10 protein-coding genes are annotated in these 19,106 nt (G+C 44.7%); all 10 read left to right on the top strand.

Annotated elements, in window-relative coordinates:
• The first annotated feature begins 317 nt into the window (after nucleotides 1-317).
• The gene (locus RDN93_RS10620) at nucleotides 318-3,647 is read left to right on the top strand and encodes a TonB-dependent receptor (protein WP_308745499.1); all 3,330 of its coding nucleotides are present in this window, start codon (nucleotides 318-320) and stop codon (nucleotides 3,645-3,647) included.
• 18 nt (nucleotides 3,648-3,665) lie between these two features.
• A complete protein-coding gene (locus RDN93_RS10615; RefSeq protein WP_308745498.1) occupies nucleotides 3,666-5,237 on the top strand; it encodes a RagB/SusD family nutrient uptake outer membrane protein in 1,572 nt (523 codons plus the stop codon).
• A gap of 119 nt (nucleotides 5,238-5,356) precedes the next feature.
• Complete coding sequence (locus RDN93_RS10610) at nucleotides 5,357-5,737, top strand: DUF4377 domain-containing protein (protein WP_308745497.1); 381 nt, start codon at nucleotides 5,357-5,359, stop codon at nucleotides 5,735-5,737.
• 6 nt (nucleotides 5,738-5,743) lie between these two features.
• Nucleotides 5,744-6,067 carry a hypothetical protein gene (locus RDN93_RS10605; protein ID WP_308745496.1) on the top strand — a complete coding sequence of 108 codons (324 nt, stop codon included), beginning with the start codon at nucleotides 5,744-5,746 and terminating at the stop codon, nucleotides 6,065-6,067.
• 353 nt (nucleotides 6,068-6,420) lie between these two features.
• Nucleotides 6,421-8,061, top strand: coding sequence for a sialidase family protein (locus RDN93_RS10600; RefSeq protein ID WP_308745495.1), 1,641 nt, complete (start codon nucleotides 6,421-6,423; stop codon nucleotides 8,059-8,061).
• 23 nt (nucleotides 8,062-8,084) lie between these two features.
• On the top strand, nucleotides 8,085-10,103 hold the full coding sequence (locus RDN93_RS10595; RefSeq protein WP_308745494.1) for a family 20 glycosylhydrolase: 2,019 nt from the start codon (nucleotides 8,085-8,087) through the stop codon (nucleotides 10,101-10,103).
• 147 nt (nucleotides 10,104-10,250) lie between these two features.
• The gene (locus RDN93_RS10590) at nucleotides 10,251-10,916 is read left to right on the top strand and encodes an SGNH/GDSL hydrolase family protein (RefSeq protein ID WP_308745493.1); all 666 of its coding nucleotides are present in this window, start codon (nucleotides 10,251-10,253) and stop codon (nucleotides 10,914-10,916) included.
• Nucleotides 10,917-10,992: 76 nt separating this feature from the next.
• Complete coding sequence (locus tag RDN93_RS10585; RefSeq protein WP_308745492.1) at nucleotides 10,993-14,148, top strand: cyclically-permuted mutarotase family protein; 3,156 nt, start codon at nucleotides 10,993-10,995, stop codon at nucleotides 14,146-14,148.
• Between the two features lie 60 nt (nucleotides 14,149-14,208).
• Nucleotides 14,209-16,857, top strand: a complete 2,649-nt coding sequence (locus RDN93_RS10580; protein ID WP_308745491.1) for a glycoside hydrolase family 2 protein — start codon at nucleotides 14,209-14,211, stop codon at nucleotides 16,855-16,857.
• A gap of 36 nt (nucleotides 16,858-16,893) precedes the next feature.
• Nucleotides 16,894-19,106: glycoside hydrolase family 20 protein (locus tag RDN93_RS10575; protein WP_308745490.1), on the top strand; the 2,213-nt coding region annotated here is incomplete at its 3' end.

The following is a 19,106-nucleotide window of genomic DNA, read 5'->3' as shown; positions in this document are numbered from 1 at the left end:
CTTTGATAATAAAATGTATGATTAAAAACTGCTGCAAATATATGTATATTATTAATAACCGCAAATCATTTAATAAATTATTTTTCTATATATGCTTTTAAATATAAAAAAACGAATTATAAAATGAACAATTAGAGGGTAAATGGAACTATTCGAAATAGTAGAAAAAGGAGAGAGTAAAAAGTGTGGTTTTTGTTTTAATTGAAATTCTAAAAGCGAATCTGGCATAAGGAAACAAGTATTACTGGAAAATAAGTTCTAATTGGACTTGGATAAGCATTTAAAAATTTCTTATTTATTAACTAAAAGTAATACTAATGAAAAAAGACATCTTTTTGCTTGTGTTGTGTCTTTTCTGCTCCATAGGAGCTGTGGCACAGACAAAAACAATTACTGGTGTGGTGAGCGATGCTACTGGTGAGCCAATCATCGGAGCGAGTGTTGTCGAAGTGGGTACGACAAATGGTACTATTACCGACATTGATGGTAAATTTGTATTAAACATGAATCCGGACGGGAAAATTAGAGTTTCGTACATCGGGTATCAGGTGCAAACGATTGACCTTAAGGGAAAGACTTCTTTCCGGATACAAATGAAAGAAGATTCCGAGATGTTGGAAGAAGTGGTCGTAACAGGTTATGGTGGCAAACAGTTACGTACTAAAGTCACTAACTCAATTTCCAAAGTAAAGGAAGAAACACTGAAACAGGGATTATATTCAAATCCCGGTCAGGCATTATCCGGTGCTGTCGCAGGTCTGTCCGTGAGCCAGACTTCCGGTAATCCCGGCAGCACCCCGACTTTGGTGCTTCGTGGTGGTACGAACTTTGACGGTTCGGGTTCTCCTCTTATCTTGATTGATGGGCAGGTGCGTTCTTCTTTGAGTGATATCAATCCTGATGATATCGAATCAATGGAGGTCCTGAAAGATGCCGGAGCAACAGCTATTTACGGTGCCCGTGCCAATGACGGTGTGATTCTTATTACAACCAAACGCGGAAAAAGCGGAAGAGCGGAAGTCAATCTGAAGGCAAAGTTCGGGTTCAACTATTTTAAAAACTCTTATGAGTTCCTGGATGCCGGAGACTATATTTATTGGATGCGCATGGGATATAAGAATGCCTATATGGGGGACATGAAGCACCCGGACGGGAGCGCTGTGAAAGCATGGTCTTCTCTCGGCTCATTGACGACCGCTACTCCCTATGGTACAGGTAATGCTTATTTTGGAAGCGACGGAGTGACACCTTTGGACGGTAATAAAACGAGTTCTGCTATTTGGAGTACAATGAAGTATGCCGATAATCTGGCGTTTCTGCTTGACCAGGGGTGGCAAACGATGATTGACCCTATATATGGTGACAAGCTTATTTATAAAAACACAGACATTGCAGATTTCAATATCCAAACTCCTGCATTTTCGCAGGATTATAATTTAAGTGTAAGCGGTGGAAATGAAAAGGGAAGCTATTACGCCGGACTAGGTTACAATAAGAGTGACGGTACGGCATACGGTAACTGGTATAAGCGAATCACCTTTACCTTTAATGCCGATTATAAATTGAAAGAATGGTTGACTTCCAGTTCCAGTTTTAACTTTGCAGACGCTACGTGGAATGGTCTGCCTGCCACTCAGACAGCCGAGGCCAATTACTTCTCGCGTTGTTTGTCCTTGCCGCCTACTTTCCGCGGCTATAATGCAGAGGGGGAAAGGTTGCTGGGCCCTAACTCGGGAGACGGTAACCAACAATATAATTTTGATAAATTTGTTCGTGACCAAAATACAGACAAATTTACAATGAACCAGTCCTTTACTATTGATTTTATGAAAGGGCTGTCACTAAAGTTAGGCGCAATTTGGTATTATCAGGAAGAGAAAGTTGAAAGTTTTAATAAAGACTATTTGAGTTCTCCGGGTAACAAGGTTACATCGCGCGGCACTTCCGCCTCTTATGACCGCACGTTGGATCAGACTTATAACGCTGTATTGAATTATAATTATCAGATTAACAAAGATCATTATTTGGATGCAATGGCCGGTTTTGAGTATTATGATTCTTACAACAAAGGTTTCAATGCATCTGGTTCGGGCGCTCCGACAGACGACTTTATGGATTTACAATATACTACAAAAGAAGAAGGAAAACGCTCCATTGACTCTTGGCATTCCCGCCAGCGTATCATGTCTTTCTTCGGGCGTGTGAACTACGATTATCAATCAAAATATTTGCTGTCATTAGTTCTTAGAAAAGACGGCTATTCCAAATTGGCGGAAGACAACCGTTGGGGAGTATTTCCGGGTGCATCAGCCGGATGGGTTTTCAGTAAAGAGAAATTTATGGCAAACACAAGCGATATACTTTCATTTGGTAAACTGCGTGCCAGTTTTGGTCTGAATGGTAATGTCAACAAGAATTTTGTAGGCAATTATACTGTACAGGGGTCATACGGTGCCCAGACATATAACGGCGTGGCTGGTTTCCTTATGGGAAGCATTCCTAATTCCTATTTGAAGTGGGAGAAATCCAGAACCTTTGAAGTCGGTCTTGACCTTGGTTTTCTTGCCAATCGAATTAATGCCAACCTTACTTATTACAATCGTTTGACGACGGACAAGTATGCTAACATTACCGTACCTGGTAATTCGGGAGTCAATTCCGTAGTTTCCAATAATGGTAAGTTCCAGAATCAGGGATTCGAGTTTGAACTCGCCTTCCGTATCATTGACAAGAAAGACTGGAAATGGAATTTGAACTGGAATGGAGCGCTGAATATAAACAAGGTGGTAGCTTTGCCCGACAATGGACTGGAACGCAATCGCCAGGAATCCTATCAGGTATATACCGGCAATGGCGACGAGAAAATGTGGGTTGGCGGTTATCAGGAAGGACAGCGTCCGGGTGACCTGTACATGTTTGTGGCTGAAGGCATCTACAAATCACAGGATGAGATTCCTGCTAATCTGATTGACATAACTTCCGGTAATAATGGTTCTACCGGTCGTCCGCTATACGGTGGGGCGCAAGGTTACCAAAAGTTGGTTGATGACGGGAAGTCGGCAAATGCCTTGCCTATCCAGCCGGGTGATGTGAAATGGAAAGACGTCAATGGAGATGGAGTGATTGATAATTATGATATGGTAAAAGTCGGGAATACGGTTCCCAGATGGACAGGCGGTTTCAATACGAACGTAAGCTGGAAAGACCTGACACTATCCGCACGCTTCGACTATGCGTTAGGGTTTAAAGCGGTAGACTGGAAATCAATGTGGATTATGGCTTGTGCGCAAGGTACTTACAATACTATCCAGGAAACTAAAGACACTTGGACACCGGATAATCCGAACGCTAAATATCCCACTTATGTCTGGGCGGATCAGTTAGGAAAAAGAAACTATTGCCGTAGCTCTTCCATGTTTGTGTATAATGGTAATTATCTGGCGCTTCGTGAACTTTCTCTTACTTACCGATTGCCGTCAATATGGGCGCAAAAGGCTAAATTGAGTAATGTCGAAGTTTCTGTTACAGGGCAAAACTTAGGCTATCTGACAGAAGCGAAGCATTTATTCTCGCCGGAAAAGGCGGATAATAACGGTGGATACCCATTGCCTCGTTCAGTAATTTTTGGTATAAACGTTTCTTTCTAACATATAAAAAGACAGATTATGAAAAAAATAATATACATCATTTCTTTGTTTGTGTCCTCTGTCCTCTATACGTCCTGTGATTCATTGAATTTATCTCCGGAAGATTATTTCGGCGGGGGTGATTATTGGAAAAATGAGGCACAGGTATCGGGCTACATGACCGGATTGCATGCTCAGTTGAGAGCCAATTACGATATGTTCTATGTTTTGGGGGAAGTTCGCGGAGGAACACAACGTGTAGGTACTTCATCCGAAAATACCAGTTTGAATTATGCCAACTTACGTTCAAATGTGATTGACCAGGACAGACCGGGCATTAGCAATTGGTATGGTCTTTATTCTCCAATTATGAAAGTCAACCTGTTTATTCAGAATGTAGAAAATGAATGCAGTTTTCTAGGGGATACGGATAGGAAACATTATCTGGCCGAAGCCTATGGAATGAGGGCATTGTATTACTTCATGCTTTACAGAACGTATGGCGGTGTGCCTATCGTGACTGAAGTTGAATTGTTGAATGGCAAGGTGACGGCGGATAAGTTTTATGTAGAACGCTCCACACCGGAAGCAACGCTTCAATTTATAAAGAGTGATATTAATAAATCGGAAGATAATTATGCAGATGTGACGATAGCGAACAATTATGATAAGACGTTGTGGTCTAAGGCTGCTACCTTGATGCTAAAGGCTGAAATCTATATGTGGTCGGCCAAAGTCACTATTACCGGACATACTGCTACCGGAACGGAAGACTTGAAAGTCGCTAAATCTGCCTTGAGTCAGGTCGTCGGCAAATTCGAATTATTGTCTGATTATGAAAGTGTATTCAGTACTTCCAACCGTAATAATAAAGAAATTATTTTCACCTTGCATTTTGCAGACGGTGAAGCAACAAACTGGGGAGGTCAATTCCTATATCAGGATGCTGTATTTATCGGACAGGTATATGGGCGTGACGGGCAAAAGATACAGAATGATACGTTGAATTTGAAAGGAACCGGTGGCGTGTTCCGCCATGAATACACGCATGCTTTCTGGTCTACTTACGAAGCCGAAGATACTCGCCGTGATGCTACATTCCTTGAATATTATACCAAGCAAGAGATGGATGATGAAAGTTTTGGCTGTGTTCTGAAGAAATGTATAGGTTCAATCAATTCTAATAATAGCCGTATTTATGATACGGATGTCATTGTCTATCGTTATGCTGATGCATTGCTTATGATGGCTGAAGTTGCAAATGGATTAGGCGAATCATGCAGCACTTATATTAATGATGTACGCAAACGTGCTTATGGTGATGACTATGCCGGACGCGAATATACCGACGGTAGTTTTGAAGCGAACGAGCTGGCTATATTGCAAGAACGTGATAAAGAATTTGTATGGGAAGGTAAACGGTGGTTTGATGTGGTGCGTATGCAGGATGCGTCCCATAAATCATTGGTATTCTCGGCTTCCGCTAATTATCCGGCTACTAAAGCTTTGATTGGAACGAATGAAGAATATAAACTGCTGTGGCCGTTGGATGTCAGTACAATGAATATTAATCCATTGCTCGATCAAACTCCGGGATATGAACAGGAATAGGTAGTAAGATTGTAGTTTTTTACAGCTAACAACATTTGAGTCTACTTTAAAAAGCCATGAATGATTTCAGAAAGAAACCGGCTTTTCTAAAGTAGACTCAGACTTTTAAATCAATATTTATGAAATATCTATTTTTACTCCTATCTTTTCTTTTTGTCTTTACCGGATGTGGTAAGAATGAAAAAAAGAAAGACGAAATTGTCACTTTAACTATTGCATCGGAAAAAAGGATGGGATATGCTGGTTGGACAGGAAGTTTAGCCCCTTATTATTTAGCCAAAAATATGGAAGATGATAAGTGGAGTTTCTTCTGTATTTATATTGAGGGTTTTGATTACGAAGAGGGATATGAATATGTAGTGGAAATAAATGTACATGAAGAGCCTGTTGACCCTACGTTGGCAGATCAGGAACTTATTTCGTATTCATTGCATAAAATAATATCGAAGGAAAAGAAGAATTCGGAGAATTTACCGGAAGATTTGGAACCTAAAAAATAATAGAAAATGAGAATTAAAAACATTATATTATTACTTGTCGGACTATTTTTGTTAGTAGCCTGTGATAAGGAAGAACTCGGCGTGGAAGAAACTGTGGGGCATGAGAAAAATGATGCTGGAACAAAGAAGGAAATCGTAGTCTTACAGAATGGAATCCGATTGAATAAGATGGGAAGTGATTATATTTTCCAGGGTGATATATTGCTGACTCCAGAACAAGTGAAACTATTAGGTCAGTCCCCGGTTACCAGGAGCGGTTACTTGTCAGATTGGAATAAAAGATGGACAGGGCATATAGTATATTATTCAGTTGCAAGTGATTTCCTGTAATATCTGGGGAGAAATTAAAATTAAATATTGTATCGGATAGAGAAATAAGTACTAAAACATATACTGTTTCCATTTACAAAGATAAAGAGTTAATTAATCAGTTTGTTTTTGGTCAGAACTCCTTTGAAGTAGATGTTTCAACACTAGCAAAAGGGAGATATGTTGTTACTGTTAATAATAAAGAAGCTCAATGCAGTCAAGTATTATATATCAAGTAGCAATAGATTAGATGCAACAAGAAAAATACTACGCTGACATTTGTTTATTAACGACTTCTTATATAATAAAATATTTAATTATTTGCTGGTAATATGATAAATTTATATCTTTGCACCAAAACAATTAATAATACCATGAAAAGAAACCTGCTTTTATTATCGTCCATCCTTTTTTTGTGTGTCTGCGGAACCTTGCAGGCTATCGCATCGGATACTGTATTTGTACGTGAAACTCAGATTCCTATTTTGATTGAACGACAGGATAATGTGTTGTTTATGCTGCGTTTGAATGCCAAAGAGAGTCGTAGTCTGGATGAAGTAGTTTTGAATTTTGGCAAAGATGTAAATCTGGCGGACATACAGTCCGTTAAGTTATATTATAGTGGTACGGAAGCCAGACAGAACTACGGTAAGAATTTCTTTGCTCCTGTATCTTATATTTCCAGCCATACGCCGGGAAAGACACTGGCTGCGAATCCTTCTTATTCGATTAATAAGTCGCAAGTGGATAATCCGAAACAGAAAGTTACATTAAAAGCTAATCAGAAACTTTTCCCCGGAGTAAACTATTTCTGGATTAGTTTGCAGATGAAGCCGGATGCTTCTTTGCTGGATAAGGTTTCGGCTAAGATTGCTGCGATTAAAGTTGATAACAAAGAAGCCCTTATGCATACAGTTTCACCGGAGAATATAGCTCATAGGGTAGGAGTGGGCGTACGCCATGCCGGTGATGACGGTTCGGCAGCCTTCCGTATTCCGGGATTGGTGACCACCAATAAGGGCACATTGCTGGGAGTATATGATGTACGTTATAATAGCAGTGTCGATTTGCAGGAGCATGTGGATATAGGTTTGAGCCGCAGTGTAGACGGTGGCAAAACTTGGGAGAAGATGCGTTTGCCTTTGGCTTTCGGCGAAACGGGTGATTTGCCTGCTGCACAGAACGGTGTCGGCGACCCTTCGATTCTGGTGGATACCAAGACCAACACAGTATGGGTAGTGGCAGCCTGGACACACGGAATGGGTAATCAGCGTGCCTGGTGGAGCTCATATCCGGGAATGGATATGAATCATACAGCCCAGTTGGTGTTGTCAAAGAGTACGGACGACGGTAAAACGTGGTCTAAGCCCATCAATATAACAGAACAAGTGAAAGACCCTTCATGGTATTTCCTTCTGCAAGGACCTGGACGCGGTATCACCATGCAGGACGGCACACTGGTATTCCCGATTCAGTTTATCGATTCTACCCGTATTCCGAATGCAGGAATCATGTATAGCAAAGACCGTGGCGAGACATGGAAAATCCATAACTACGCACGTACCAATACAACAGAAGCCCAAGTGGCGGAAGTAGAGCCGGGCGTGTTGATGCTGAACATGAGAGATAACCGTGGCGGTAGCCGTGCAGTTTCCACTACAAAGGATTTCGGCAAGACTTGGACAGAACACCCCTCTTCCCGCAAAGCCTTGCAGGAACCGGTTTGTATGGCAAGTTTGATTAGTGTAAAAGCGAAAGACAATGCATTAAACAAGGATATTCTTTTATTCTCCAACCCGAATACGGTTAAAGGTCGCCATCATATCACCATCAAGGCAAGTCTGGACGGAGGTGTCACCTGGCTGCCCGAACATCAGGTGATGTTGGACGAGGGTGAAGGATGGGGATATTCTTGTCTGACTATGATTGATAAAGAGACGGTTGGCATACTGTATGAAAGTAGTGTAGCCCACATGACTTTCCAGGCTGTCCGGCTAAGGGATATAATAAAATAGAGATACACATACGACCTGTAATCATGAAAAACAAATTAATACTATTAATATATTTCACAATTAACTTATACACAGTTTCAGTGGTAAAAGCAGGTGGTAGTCACCTGCTCCCCCAGCCACAAAAGTTTACCCCCTCTCATACCAGCTTTCAAGTGAATAATGTACAGCTTTCCACTCCTGTGCTTCAACAGGAGTGGGAGGCTTTTATTGCAGAAATGGGAGGAACCGTCTCGCCGAAGGCAACTACCGTCATTGATGTGAAACTACTGCCTTCTCTCCCCGAAATACCGATAAACCAGGATGAAGCATACCGCCTGAATGTAACTAAAAAACGGATAACCGTTGAGGCTGTGACCGAAAGCGGCGTTTATTGGGCTATGCAGACTTTAAGGCAACTGGCAGAGAAAAGAAACTCAAAAACACAGATTCAAGGAGCTGAAATCGTTGACTGGCCTGCCTTCCGTATCCGTGGATTCATGCAGGACGTAGGACGGAGCTACATATCGCTGGAAGAACTCAAACGTGAAATCACCGCACTCGCTAAATTCAAAATCAACGTCTTCCATTGGCATCTTACCGAGAATCAATCCTGGCGGCTGGAAAGCAAGATATTCCCGATGTTGAATGATAGCGTAAACACCACCCGGATGCCCGGAAAATATTACACGCTGGAAGAAGCTAAGGAACTGGTCGCATTCTGTAAGGCACACCACATGATGTTAATCCCCGAAATAGATATTCCCGGCCACAGCGCCGCATTCATACGCACCTTCCGCCACGATATGCAAAGCCCCGAAGGGATGAAGATATTAAAACTCCTGTTGGATGAAGTCTGCGAAACGTTTGATGTGCCTTATTTACATATCGGTACGGACGAAGTCCAGTTTACCAATCCCCGGTTTGTGCCGGAAATGGTGTCTTATGTACGTTCCAAAGGCAAGAAAGTAATCTCATGGAATCCGGGCTGGCACTATAAAAAAGGAGAAATAGACATGACCCAACTCTGGAGTTATCGCGGAAAGGCACAGGAAGGTATTCCTGCCATTGACTCGCGTTTCCATTATCTGAACCATTTCGATACCTTCGGTGACATCATCGCATTGTACAACAGCCGTATCTATAATAAGGAACAAGGAAGCGACGACCTCGCCGGCACGATTCTGGCTGTTTGGAATGACCGGTTAGTCAGTACCGAACGGGGGATGATTATTGAAAATAATTTCTATCCCAATATGCTGGCTATGGCAGAACGTGCCTGGAAAGGTGGCGGAACAGAATACTTCGATAAGAACGGCACAATACTTCCCACCGACGAACAGTCGGAACTATTCAAGAACTTTGTCGATTTTGAACGTCGCCTGTTGTGGCATAAAGAACATACCTTCACCGGCTATCCATTTGCGTACGTCCGTCAGACAAATGTGAAATGGAACATAACAGACCCTTTCCCGAATGAAGGGGATTTGGCAAAGGCTTTCCCGCCGGAAGAAACTTTGCAGGATAGTTACAGCTACGCAGGAAAGACATACAAAGTACGCCCCGCCATTGGTGCGGGAATCTATCTCCGTCATGTGTGGGGCACACTTATCCCCGGATTCTACAAAGAACCGAAGGAGAACCATACAGCCTATGCCTACACCTATGTCTATTCACCGAAAGAACAAACCGTCGGTCTATGGGCTGAATTTCAGAATTACGGACGTTCCGAAGCAGACTTGCCGCCCTTGCCGGGAAAATGGGATTATAAAGAAAGCCGTATCTGGATAAATGGACAGGAAATAATCCCCCCTGTCTGGACAGCCACCCACCGGACTAAAAGTAACGAAATAGCATTGGGCAACGAAAACTGTGTAGCACGCCCCCCTTTGGAAGTTCGTCTGCAAAAAGGATGGAACAAAGTATTACTGAAATTGCCGGTAGGGAAGTTTACTACCCCCGAAGTCCGGTTAGTAAAATGGATGTTCACCACCGTTTTTGTCACTCTCGACGGACAGAAGGCTGTAGACGGACTTGTCTATTCACCGGAAAAAACACTAAAGTGACATACCAATCATAAGGGGAAGGGCATTAACGAATATGCCATGAGCTAATTCGGATATGCTATAATGAAAAAGAAATATGCTATAATGAAAAAGAAATATGCTATAATGAAAAACGGATATACTAATTAGTAAATAAAAAGAATAGCCATGAAGAAGAACTTGTTTTTAGTGGTCATATTGACCCTGGCTTTGGCATGCCATGCTCAGGAACGCAAATATTCTACGTTTTATTACCAGCGTGCTACGTTGTTTGAGGAACTGCCTGTTACTTCCAGCGACATTATTTTCCTGGGAAACAGTATCACGAACGGTGCCGAATGGGCGGAGCTGTTTCATAACAAACATGTGAAAAACCGTGGAATCAGCGGTGATATTTGTATGGGAGTATATGACCGTCTGGACGCTATCTTGAAAGGAAAACCTGCTAAAATATTTCTGCTGATTGGTATCAATGATGTGAGCCGTGGAACGTCCGCTGATACGATTGTATCCCGTATCGGAATGATTGCTCAAAAGATAAAGGCTGATTCACCGAAAACAAAGCTATATCTGCAAAGTGTTCTTCCCGTCACCGACCATTACAATATGTTCAAGGGGCATACTTCCCGTTGGCAGGTTATCCCCGAAATCAATAAAGGAATAGTCCGCCTGGCAGAGAAGGAAGGATTGACTTATATAGACTTGTACTCTCACTTTATAGACGAGCAAACCGGAAAGATGAACACTGCCTACACAAATGACGGTTTGCATCTTCTTGGAAAAGGTTATCTGAAATGGGTGGAGATTGTGAAACCTTACATTGGAAAGAAGTAAATATTAGGGCTAAATATCTGAAATAGTTAAATATCTGAAAGAACTAAATATCGGAGAAAGATAAATACCGGAAAAAATGAAAAAGATTCTGATACTATCCGTCTGTCTGTTCGTTTGCTGCGCACTGTCTGCCCAACAACGGATGAAAGTTGCATGCGTAGGAAACAGCATCACCTACGGAACCGGATTATCCGACCGTGCAACGCAATCTTATCCCGTACAGTTGCAGAAACTGCTGGGTGAGCGTTATGAAGTCGGGAACTTCGGGAAGCCCGGTGCAACCTTGCTCAATCAGGGACACCGCCCCTATACCTGTCAGGAAGAATATAAGAAAGCATTGGATTTTGCAGGAGACATCGTTGTCATTCATTTGGGAATCAATGATACCGACCCTCGTGACTGGCCCAATTACCGCGATTTTTTCGTGAAAGACTATTTAAGTCTGATTGACACATTCCGCAAAACTAATCCCGACGCACGGATTATCATAGCCCGAATGACTCCGATTGCCGACCGCCATGCCCGTTTCCTGTCGGGAACCCGTGACTGGCACGGCGAGATACAAACGGCTATCGAAACGGTAGCTCGTTATGCCGGTGTGCAGTTGATAGATTTCCACGAACCGCTTTATCCTTATCCTTTCTTGTTGCCGGATGCCGTTCATCCTACTGCCGAAGGGGCAGCGATAATGGCAAAAACTGTTTATTCGGCTATCACCGGAGATTATGGCGGCTTGAAATTATCCCCGCTTTACACGGATAATATGGTTCTCCAACGTGATACCCCTTTGTTGATTCACGGGACAGCCAATGCGGGAGAACAAGTCACAGTTCGCATAGACCATCAGAGGTGGATTACCAAAACTACACCGGACGGGAAGTGGTCAGTGAAATTATCCCCGTTGAAAGCGGGTGGTCCCTATACGCTGACAATCTCCACCCCCAAAAGAACCTTGAAATATTCAAATGTTCTGGCAGGAGAAGTCTGGCTATGTTCCGGTCAGTCGAACATGGAGTTTATGTTGAGCCAAGCCACTACCGGCAAAAAAGACATACCCCAAGCTGCCGACGAACAGTTGCGCTTGTATGACATGAAAGCCCGTTGGCGCACGGACGCGGTGCAATGGGATGCTTCCGTCCTCGACTCCCTGAATCATCTTCAATATTATAAAGACACAGAATGGCAAACCTGTACTCCCGACAATGCTGCCCGTTTTTCGGCGATAGCATCCTATTTCGGTCGGATGTTGCGGGATAGCTTGAAAGTTCCGGTAGGGCTGATATGCAATGCAATCGGCGGTTCACCTACCGAATCATGGATAGACCGGAATACGTTGGAATACCACTTCCCGGCTATCTTAAAAGACTGGACACACAATGACTTTATACAAGACTGGGTACGCGGACGTGCTGCATTAAACATCAAACAGTCGAAAGAGAAATTCCAACGCCACCCTTACGAACCTTGTTATTTGTACGAGTCGGGGATTCGTCCGTTAGCGCAATATCCGGTCAAAGGTGTGATTTGGTATCAGGGAGAATCGAACGCCCATAATTACGAGGCTCACGAGAAACTCTTCAAGCTCTTAATCAGCAGTTGGCGTAAGAACTGGGGGAATGAGGAACTGCCGTTCTATTATGTCCAGCTCTCCAGTATAGCCCGTCCTTCATGGCCGTGGTTCCGTGACAGTCAGCGCAGGATGATGAACGAAATATCGAATACGGGAATGGCGGTGTCGAGTGATTATGGTGATTCACTGGACGTACATCCCAGAAATAAGAAACCCATTGGCGAACGACTGGCGCGCTGGGCTTTGCATAAGACGTATGGTATGTCGGGCGTGTTGCCGTCCGGTCCGTTGTTCCGTCATGCAGATTTCCGTGAGGATGCGGTATTTGTGACGTTCGACTATGGCAAAGGCTTAAAGAGTTCGGATGGCGGTGCCTTGCGCACGTTTGAAGTAGCCGAAACGGACGGCGTCTATTACCCCGCAGTTGCCGAGATAATAAACGGTCAGATAAAAGTATATAGTGAACAGGTAAAACATCCGCGATACGTCCGCTATGGCTGGCAGCCTTTCACACGGGCGAACCTGGTGAATGAAGCAGGCTTGCCGGCATCAACCTTTCGGGCGGAAGCACCCGAACGGTTCATTACTGATATCCGCTTGCAGAAAATGGAAGGATTCCCGAAATCAGAGAAAGGCATCAAATCGGGCGTTTCTGCCTGTTATTCGGGAATCCTGAATGGAAAACTATTCATAGCCGGCGGCTGCAACTTTCCCGGAACACCTGCTAGTGAAGGAGGAAAAAAGAAATACTACCAAGGTATCTATGCGGCAGAAATAAATCCCGACACTCTGCTTCTTTGGAATAAAGTGGGAGAGCTTCCCGTTCCTGCCGCTTACGGGGTTTCCGTATCTTGTCCGGACGGCATCATCTGCATAGGAGGAAACAACGGACAGGGGGCGCTGAATTCTGTTTATAAAATCCGGTGGGATGGGCGGAATGGAAATGTGAAGAATGAAAAGAAAGGGAAAGTCGTGATAGAAACATTACCGGCTTTACCTTATACATTGGATAATATGTGTGGAACATTGATTGGAGAACAGCTATTTGTTGCCGGAGGAAATAGAAACGGCCAACCTTCAAACTCATTCCTTTGTCTCGATTTGGCTAATCTTCCGGCAGGGTGGCAGGAGTTACCGGAATTTCCCGGAGACGCACGGACGCAAGCCGTCTGTGCCGGACAGCGCAGGGGAGACGAAGCCCGTTTTTACCTATGGGGTGGATTTGCTCCTTCCACTGAGGGGAGGCCCGCCACACTTTCTACAAATGGTTACTGTTATTCTTCCGTATCCCGGCAGTGGACTCCGGTAGCTACCCCGAAAGGAAGTGACGGAGACATTATATCCTTAGGGGGAGCGGCGGCTGTTGTGTTAAACGACAGTCTGGCGCTTTGCACAGGAGGGGTAAATAAAGACATCTTTCTGGCAGCTCTTCAACGTCCGGAGAAAGATTATCTCCTTCATCCGGTAGAATGGTATAAATTTAATGACCGTGTATTGGTCTATAATATGAATCAGAATATCTGGCAGGAAATCACCCGTACACCGAGAGTGGCACGCGCCGGAGCTTCGTTGGCAGGAGGGGACAAAACATATTATAATATCAATGGAGAGTTGAAGCCCGGCATTCGTACTTCCGAAATTATAAAAATAACGATTGAATAATGGGGGAAAATTGACAAAAATGTAATATCTTTGACTCCGTTAATATCTAATACCCCCACTATGATATTTAGTTTGACAGGAAAAAAGGCTCAGATTGCGTGCGGACTACTATGTTGTTGCAGCATGGCGTATGCACAGAGTAATGACAATTCAGAAGTTGTAATCCTACATTCCGGCTGGGAATTTGCTCAGGCAGGAACAGAGCTATGGCGGACGGCGGAAGTGCCCGGCACAGTACATCAAGACCTCATTTACCACAAACTCCTTCCTTCTCCTTTTTATGGAACGAACGAGCAGAAAATCCAATGGGTGGAAAACGAAGACTGGGAATACCGTACCTCTTTTGCCGTCACGGCGGAACAACTGAAGAGGGACGACGCACAACTCATCTTTGAAGGTCTGGATACTTATGCGGATGTCTATCTTAACGGCTCGTTGCTGTTGAAAGCTGATAATATGTTTGTCGGCTATTCGTTACCCGTAAAGCCGCAACTTCGTCCGGGGGAAAACTTACTCCATATATATTTTCATTCGCCTATCCGGCAGACCCTTCCTCAATACGCATCCAACGGATTTAATTATCCTGCGGATAACGACCACCACGAGAAACATTTAAGTGTATTCTCCCGTAAGGCTCCTTATAGCTACGGCTGGGATTGGGGAATCCGCATGGTGACCAGCGGTATCTGGCGTCCGGTGAAACTCCGTTTCTATGACGCCGCTTCCATTAACGATTACCATGTCAGGCAACTGTCGTTGACGGAACAATCGGCCAAGCTGTCTAATGAACTGCAAATAACCAATATACTTTCTCATCCGCTTCAGGCAGAAGTGCGCATCAGCTATTCCTTTGAAAAAGGGGAAGAAAGCGTAGTCAACCGACCCGTCACCCTGCAACCCGGAATCAACTTTGTCCGTATCCCTTCCGAAGTCGTCTCTCCGGTACGTTGGATGCCGAACGGTTGGGGCAAACCGGCATTGTATGACTTCTCTGCCCAGGTGGTTTCTGACGGCAAAGTTGTGGCCGAACAATCTCATCGCATAGGACTCCGCACCGTCCGTCTGGTGAACGAGAAGGATGCGGACGGAGAATCCTTCTATTTTGAAGTAAACGGTATCCCGATGTTTGCCAAGGGAGCCAACTACATACCGCAGGACGCCCTTCTGACGAATGTGACGACCGAACGCTACCAGACATTGTTCCATGACATCAAGGAAGCGAACATGAACGTCATCCGCGTATGGGGCGGCGGAACGTACGAGGACGACCGTTTCTACGATTTGGCAGATGAGAACGGAATTTTGGTTTGGCAGGACTTTATGTTTGCCTGCACCCCATATCCGTCCGATCCCACTTTTCTGAAACGGGTAGAGGCGGAAGCCTGCTACAACATCCGCCGTCTCCGCAATCACCCTTCGCTAGCCATGTGGTGCGGCAACAACGAGATACTTGAAGCCCTGAAATACTGGGGGTATCAGAAGAAATACACCCCGGAAATTTATCAGGAGATGATGACCGGCTATGACAAACTTTTCCGTGAGTTACTTCCCGCCAAAGTGAAAGAACTTGACGCTGACCGCTTTTACGTCCATAGCTCTCCTTACCTTGCCAACTGGGGACGTCCCGAGTCATGGGGGATAGGGGATAGCCACAACTGGGGTGTCTGGTACGGAAAGAAACCTTTTGAATCATTGGATACCGATTTGCCGCGTTTCATGAGTGAATTCGGTTTCCAGTCTTTCCCCGAAATGAAAACCATTGCCACATTCGCATCCCCCGAAGATTACCAAATCGAATCGGAAGTGATGAATGCTCATCAGAAGAGCAGCATCGGCAATGACTTGATTCGTACCTATATGGAACGTGATTATATCGTACCCGATAAATTTGAGGATTTCGTCTATGTCGGACTTGTATTGCAGGGACAAGGTATACGTCACGGCTTGGAAGCTCACCGCCGCAACCGTCCTTACTGCATGGGTACGCTATACTGGCAGTTGAACGACAGTTGGCCCGTTGTCTCCTGGTCGGGCATCGACTATTATGGCAACTGGAAAGCCCTGCATTATCAGGCGAAGCGTGCGTTCGCACCTATCCATATCAACCCCGTTCAGCAGAATGACAGTCTGTGCGTTTATATTCTTTCCGACTGTCTCGATACGATGGAGAAGATGACATTGGAGATGAAAATAACAGACTTTGAAGGGAAAAAGGCTGGGAAACCGGTACTGCTGAAATCTTTTTCGGTTCCGGCAAATACTTCCAAATGCGTGTACCGGGCGAAGCAGGACGATTTGCTCTCATTTGCAGAACGTAAATCTACGGGAACCTCTCAATCTTCAACGGATACCCGGCTTTCGGAAATGTTCCGCCATTGCTTCATGCAACTGACCCTGAAAGACGGGTCCGGACGTATCATTGATGAAACAGTCTATTTCTTCGAGAAGACCAAAGACCTGCTCCTGCCCGAAACGACCATCACCTGCAAGATGAAGCAGACAGACGGCAAATGCGAACTGACGCTTCTTTCTCCTGCCTTGGCAAAAGATGTCTTTATCGAAGTTCCTTTGCAGGGCGCCCGTTTTAGTGATAACTTCTTCGACCTCTTGCCCGGAGAACGTAAAACGGTTATCATTACTTCTCCCCGAATCAAGAAAGGAGAGGAGTTGCCTTTGAGACTCAGACATATTCGTGAAACCTATAATTAAATATCTATTAGTAACTTAACACTTAATTTTTAGTTTATGAAACAATTCTTAAAACTAACCGGATGCCTGGCAGTGGCGGGACTTTTTGCCTCGTGCCAGTCTGCGCAACAAGAAGCTGATTACCAGATCATCCCCTTGCCGCAGGAAATTGTTACAGCTCAGGGAAGTCCCTTCATCCTGAAGAGCGGAGTGAAAATCCTTTATCCGGAAGGTAACGAAAAGATGCAACGCAACGCAAAATTCCTGGCAGACTATCTGAAAACAGCTACCGGAAAAGACTTTGCCATCGAAGCCGGAACAGAAGGCAAGAACGCCATTGTACTGGCATTGGGAGCGGAAGCCGAAAATCCCGAATCTTATCAGTTGAAAGTTGCCGGTGACGGAATAACCATTACCGGTCCTACGGAAGCCGGCGTATTCTACGGAATCCAGTCTTTGCGCAAATCCCTGCCTGTTGCAGTGGGTGCGGATATAGCTTTGCCGGCGGTAGAAATCAAGGATGCTCCCCGTTTCTCTTATCGTGGTGCACACTTCGACACCAGCCGCCATTTCTTTACCGTAGATGAAGTGAAGACATATATCGACATGATGGCTTTGCACAATATGAACCGTTTCCACTGGCATATTACTGAAGACCAGGGCTGGCGTCTGGAAATCAAGAAATATCCGAAACTGACGGAAGTCGGTTCCAAGAGAACAGAGACAGTCATCGGACGTAACTCCGGCGAGTATGACGGCAAGCCTTACGGCGGTTTCTACACTCAGGAACAGGCAAAAGACATCGTAGCCTATGCTGCTGAACGTTACATCACCGTTATCCCCGAAATCGACCTTCCGGGACATATGCAGGCAGCCCTTGCCGCTTATCCGGAACTCGGCTGTACTGGTGGCCCGTACGAAGTATGGAGACAATGGGGTGTATCCGAAGACGTGCTCTGTGCCGGAAACGACCAGGTATTGAAATTCCTCGAAGACGTATATGCCGAACTGATTGAAATCTTCCCGTCGGAATATATCCATGTAGGCGGTGACGAATGTCCGAAAGTGCGTTGGGAGAAATGTCCGAAATGTCAGGCACGTATCAAGGCGCTGGGCTTGAAGTCCGACGATAAGCATAGTAAGGAAGAACGTTTGCAGAGCTTTGTTATCAACCATATCGAAAAATTCCTGAACGACCACGGACGTCAGATTATCGGTTGGGATGAAATCCTCGAAGGCGGACTTGCACCGAATGCGACTGTCATGTCATGGCGTGGTGAGAAGGGTGGTATCGAAGCTGCCAAGCAGAAACACGATGTGATTATGACACCGAACACTTACTTGTATTTCGACTACTATCAGACCAAAGATACAGAGAACGAACCTCTCGGTATCGGTGGTTATCTGCCTCTTGAAAGAGTGTATAGCTACGAGCCGATGCCGGCTTCCCTCACTCCGGAAGAACAGAAATATATCAAGGGCGTACAGGCTAACCTTTGGACTGAATACATTCCTACTTTCTCTCATGCCCAGTATATGGTATTGCCGCGTTGGGCTGCCTTGTCCGAAATCCAGTGGTCTGCTCCCGACAAGAAGAATTATGAAGACTTCCTCTCCCGTCTGCCGCGCCTGATTAAGTGGTACGATGCGGAAGGATACAATTATGGTAAACATGTATTTAACGTAACTGCCGAATACACTCCGAATCCGGCAGACGGTACACTGGACATCACTTTGTCAACCATTGACAATGCGCCTATCCATTACACCTTGGACGGCACGGAACCTACCGCTGCTTCTCCGCTTTATGAAAGCCCGCTGAAAATCAAGGAAAATGTAACTTTCTCTGCCATTGCTGTCCGTCCTACCGGAAACAGCCGTGTGGTTTCTGAAAAGGTTAATTTCAGCAAATCCAGCATGAAGCCGATTGTAGCCAACCAGCCGGTCAATAAGCAATACATGTTCAAAGGCGAATCTACATTAGTAGACGGCTTGAAAGGAAATGGCAATTACAAAACCGGTCGTTGGATTGCGTTCTACAAGAACGATATGGATATGACTATCGACCTTCAGCAACCTACCGAGATTTCGAGCGTTGCTATTTCTACTTGCGTGGAGAAGGGCGACTGGGTGTTTGACGCGAGAGGACTCTCCGTAGAAGTTTCGGACGACGGCAAGAACTTTACAAAAGTTGCTTCCGAGGAGTATCCTGCTATGAAAGAAAGCGATAAGAATGGTATCTACGAACATAAACTGTCATTCAGCCCGGT

This window comes from uncultured Bacteroides sp. (assembly GCF_902491285.1).
Classification (GTDB): Bacteria; Bacteroidota; Bacteroidia; order Bacteroidales; family Bacteroidaceae; genus Bacteroides.
The sequence above is the reverse complement of the archived record's forward strand: the minus strand, read 5'-3'. Positions and strand labels throughout refer to the sequence as shown.

Coding starts and splice junctions, on each gene's coding strand:
- RDN93_RS10620 (WP_308745499.1), top strand. CDS start 318: ATGAAAAAAGACATCTTTTTGCTTGTGTTGTGTCTTTTCTGCTCCATA.
- RDN93_RS10615 (WP_308745498.1), top strand. CDS start 3,666: ATGAAAAAAATAATATACATCATTTCTTTGTTTGTGTCCTCTGTCCTC.
- RDN93_RS10610 (WP_308745497.1), top strand. CDS start 5,357: ATGAAATATCTATTTTTACTCCTATCTTTTCTTTTTGTCTTTACCGGA.
- RDN93_RS10605 (WP_308745496.1), top strand. CDS start 5,744: ATGAGAATTAAAAACATTATATTATTACTTGTCGGACTATTTTTGTTA.
- RDN93_RS10600 (WP_308745495.1), top strand. CDS start 6,421: ATGAAAAGAAACCTGCTTTTATTATCGTCCATCCTTTTTTTGTGTGTC.
- RDN93_RS10595 (WP_308745494.1), top strand. CDS start 8,085: ATGAAAAACAAATTAATACTATTAATATATTTCACAATTAACTTATAC.
- RDN93_RS10590 (WP_308745493.1), top strand. CDS start 10,251: ATGAAGAAGAACTTGTTTTTAGTGGTCATATTGACCCTGGCTTTGGCA.
- RDN93_RS10585 (WP_308745492.1), top strand. CDS start 10,993: ATGAAAAAGATTCTGATACTATCCGTCTGTCTGTTCGTTTGCTGCGCA.
- RDN93_RS10580 (WP_308745491.1), top strand. CDS start 14,209: ATGATATTTAGTTTGACAGGAAAAAAGGCTCAGATTGCGTGCGGACTA.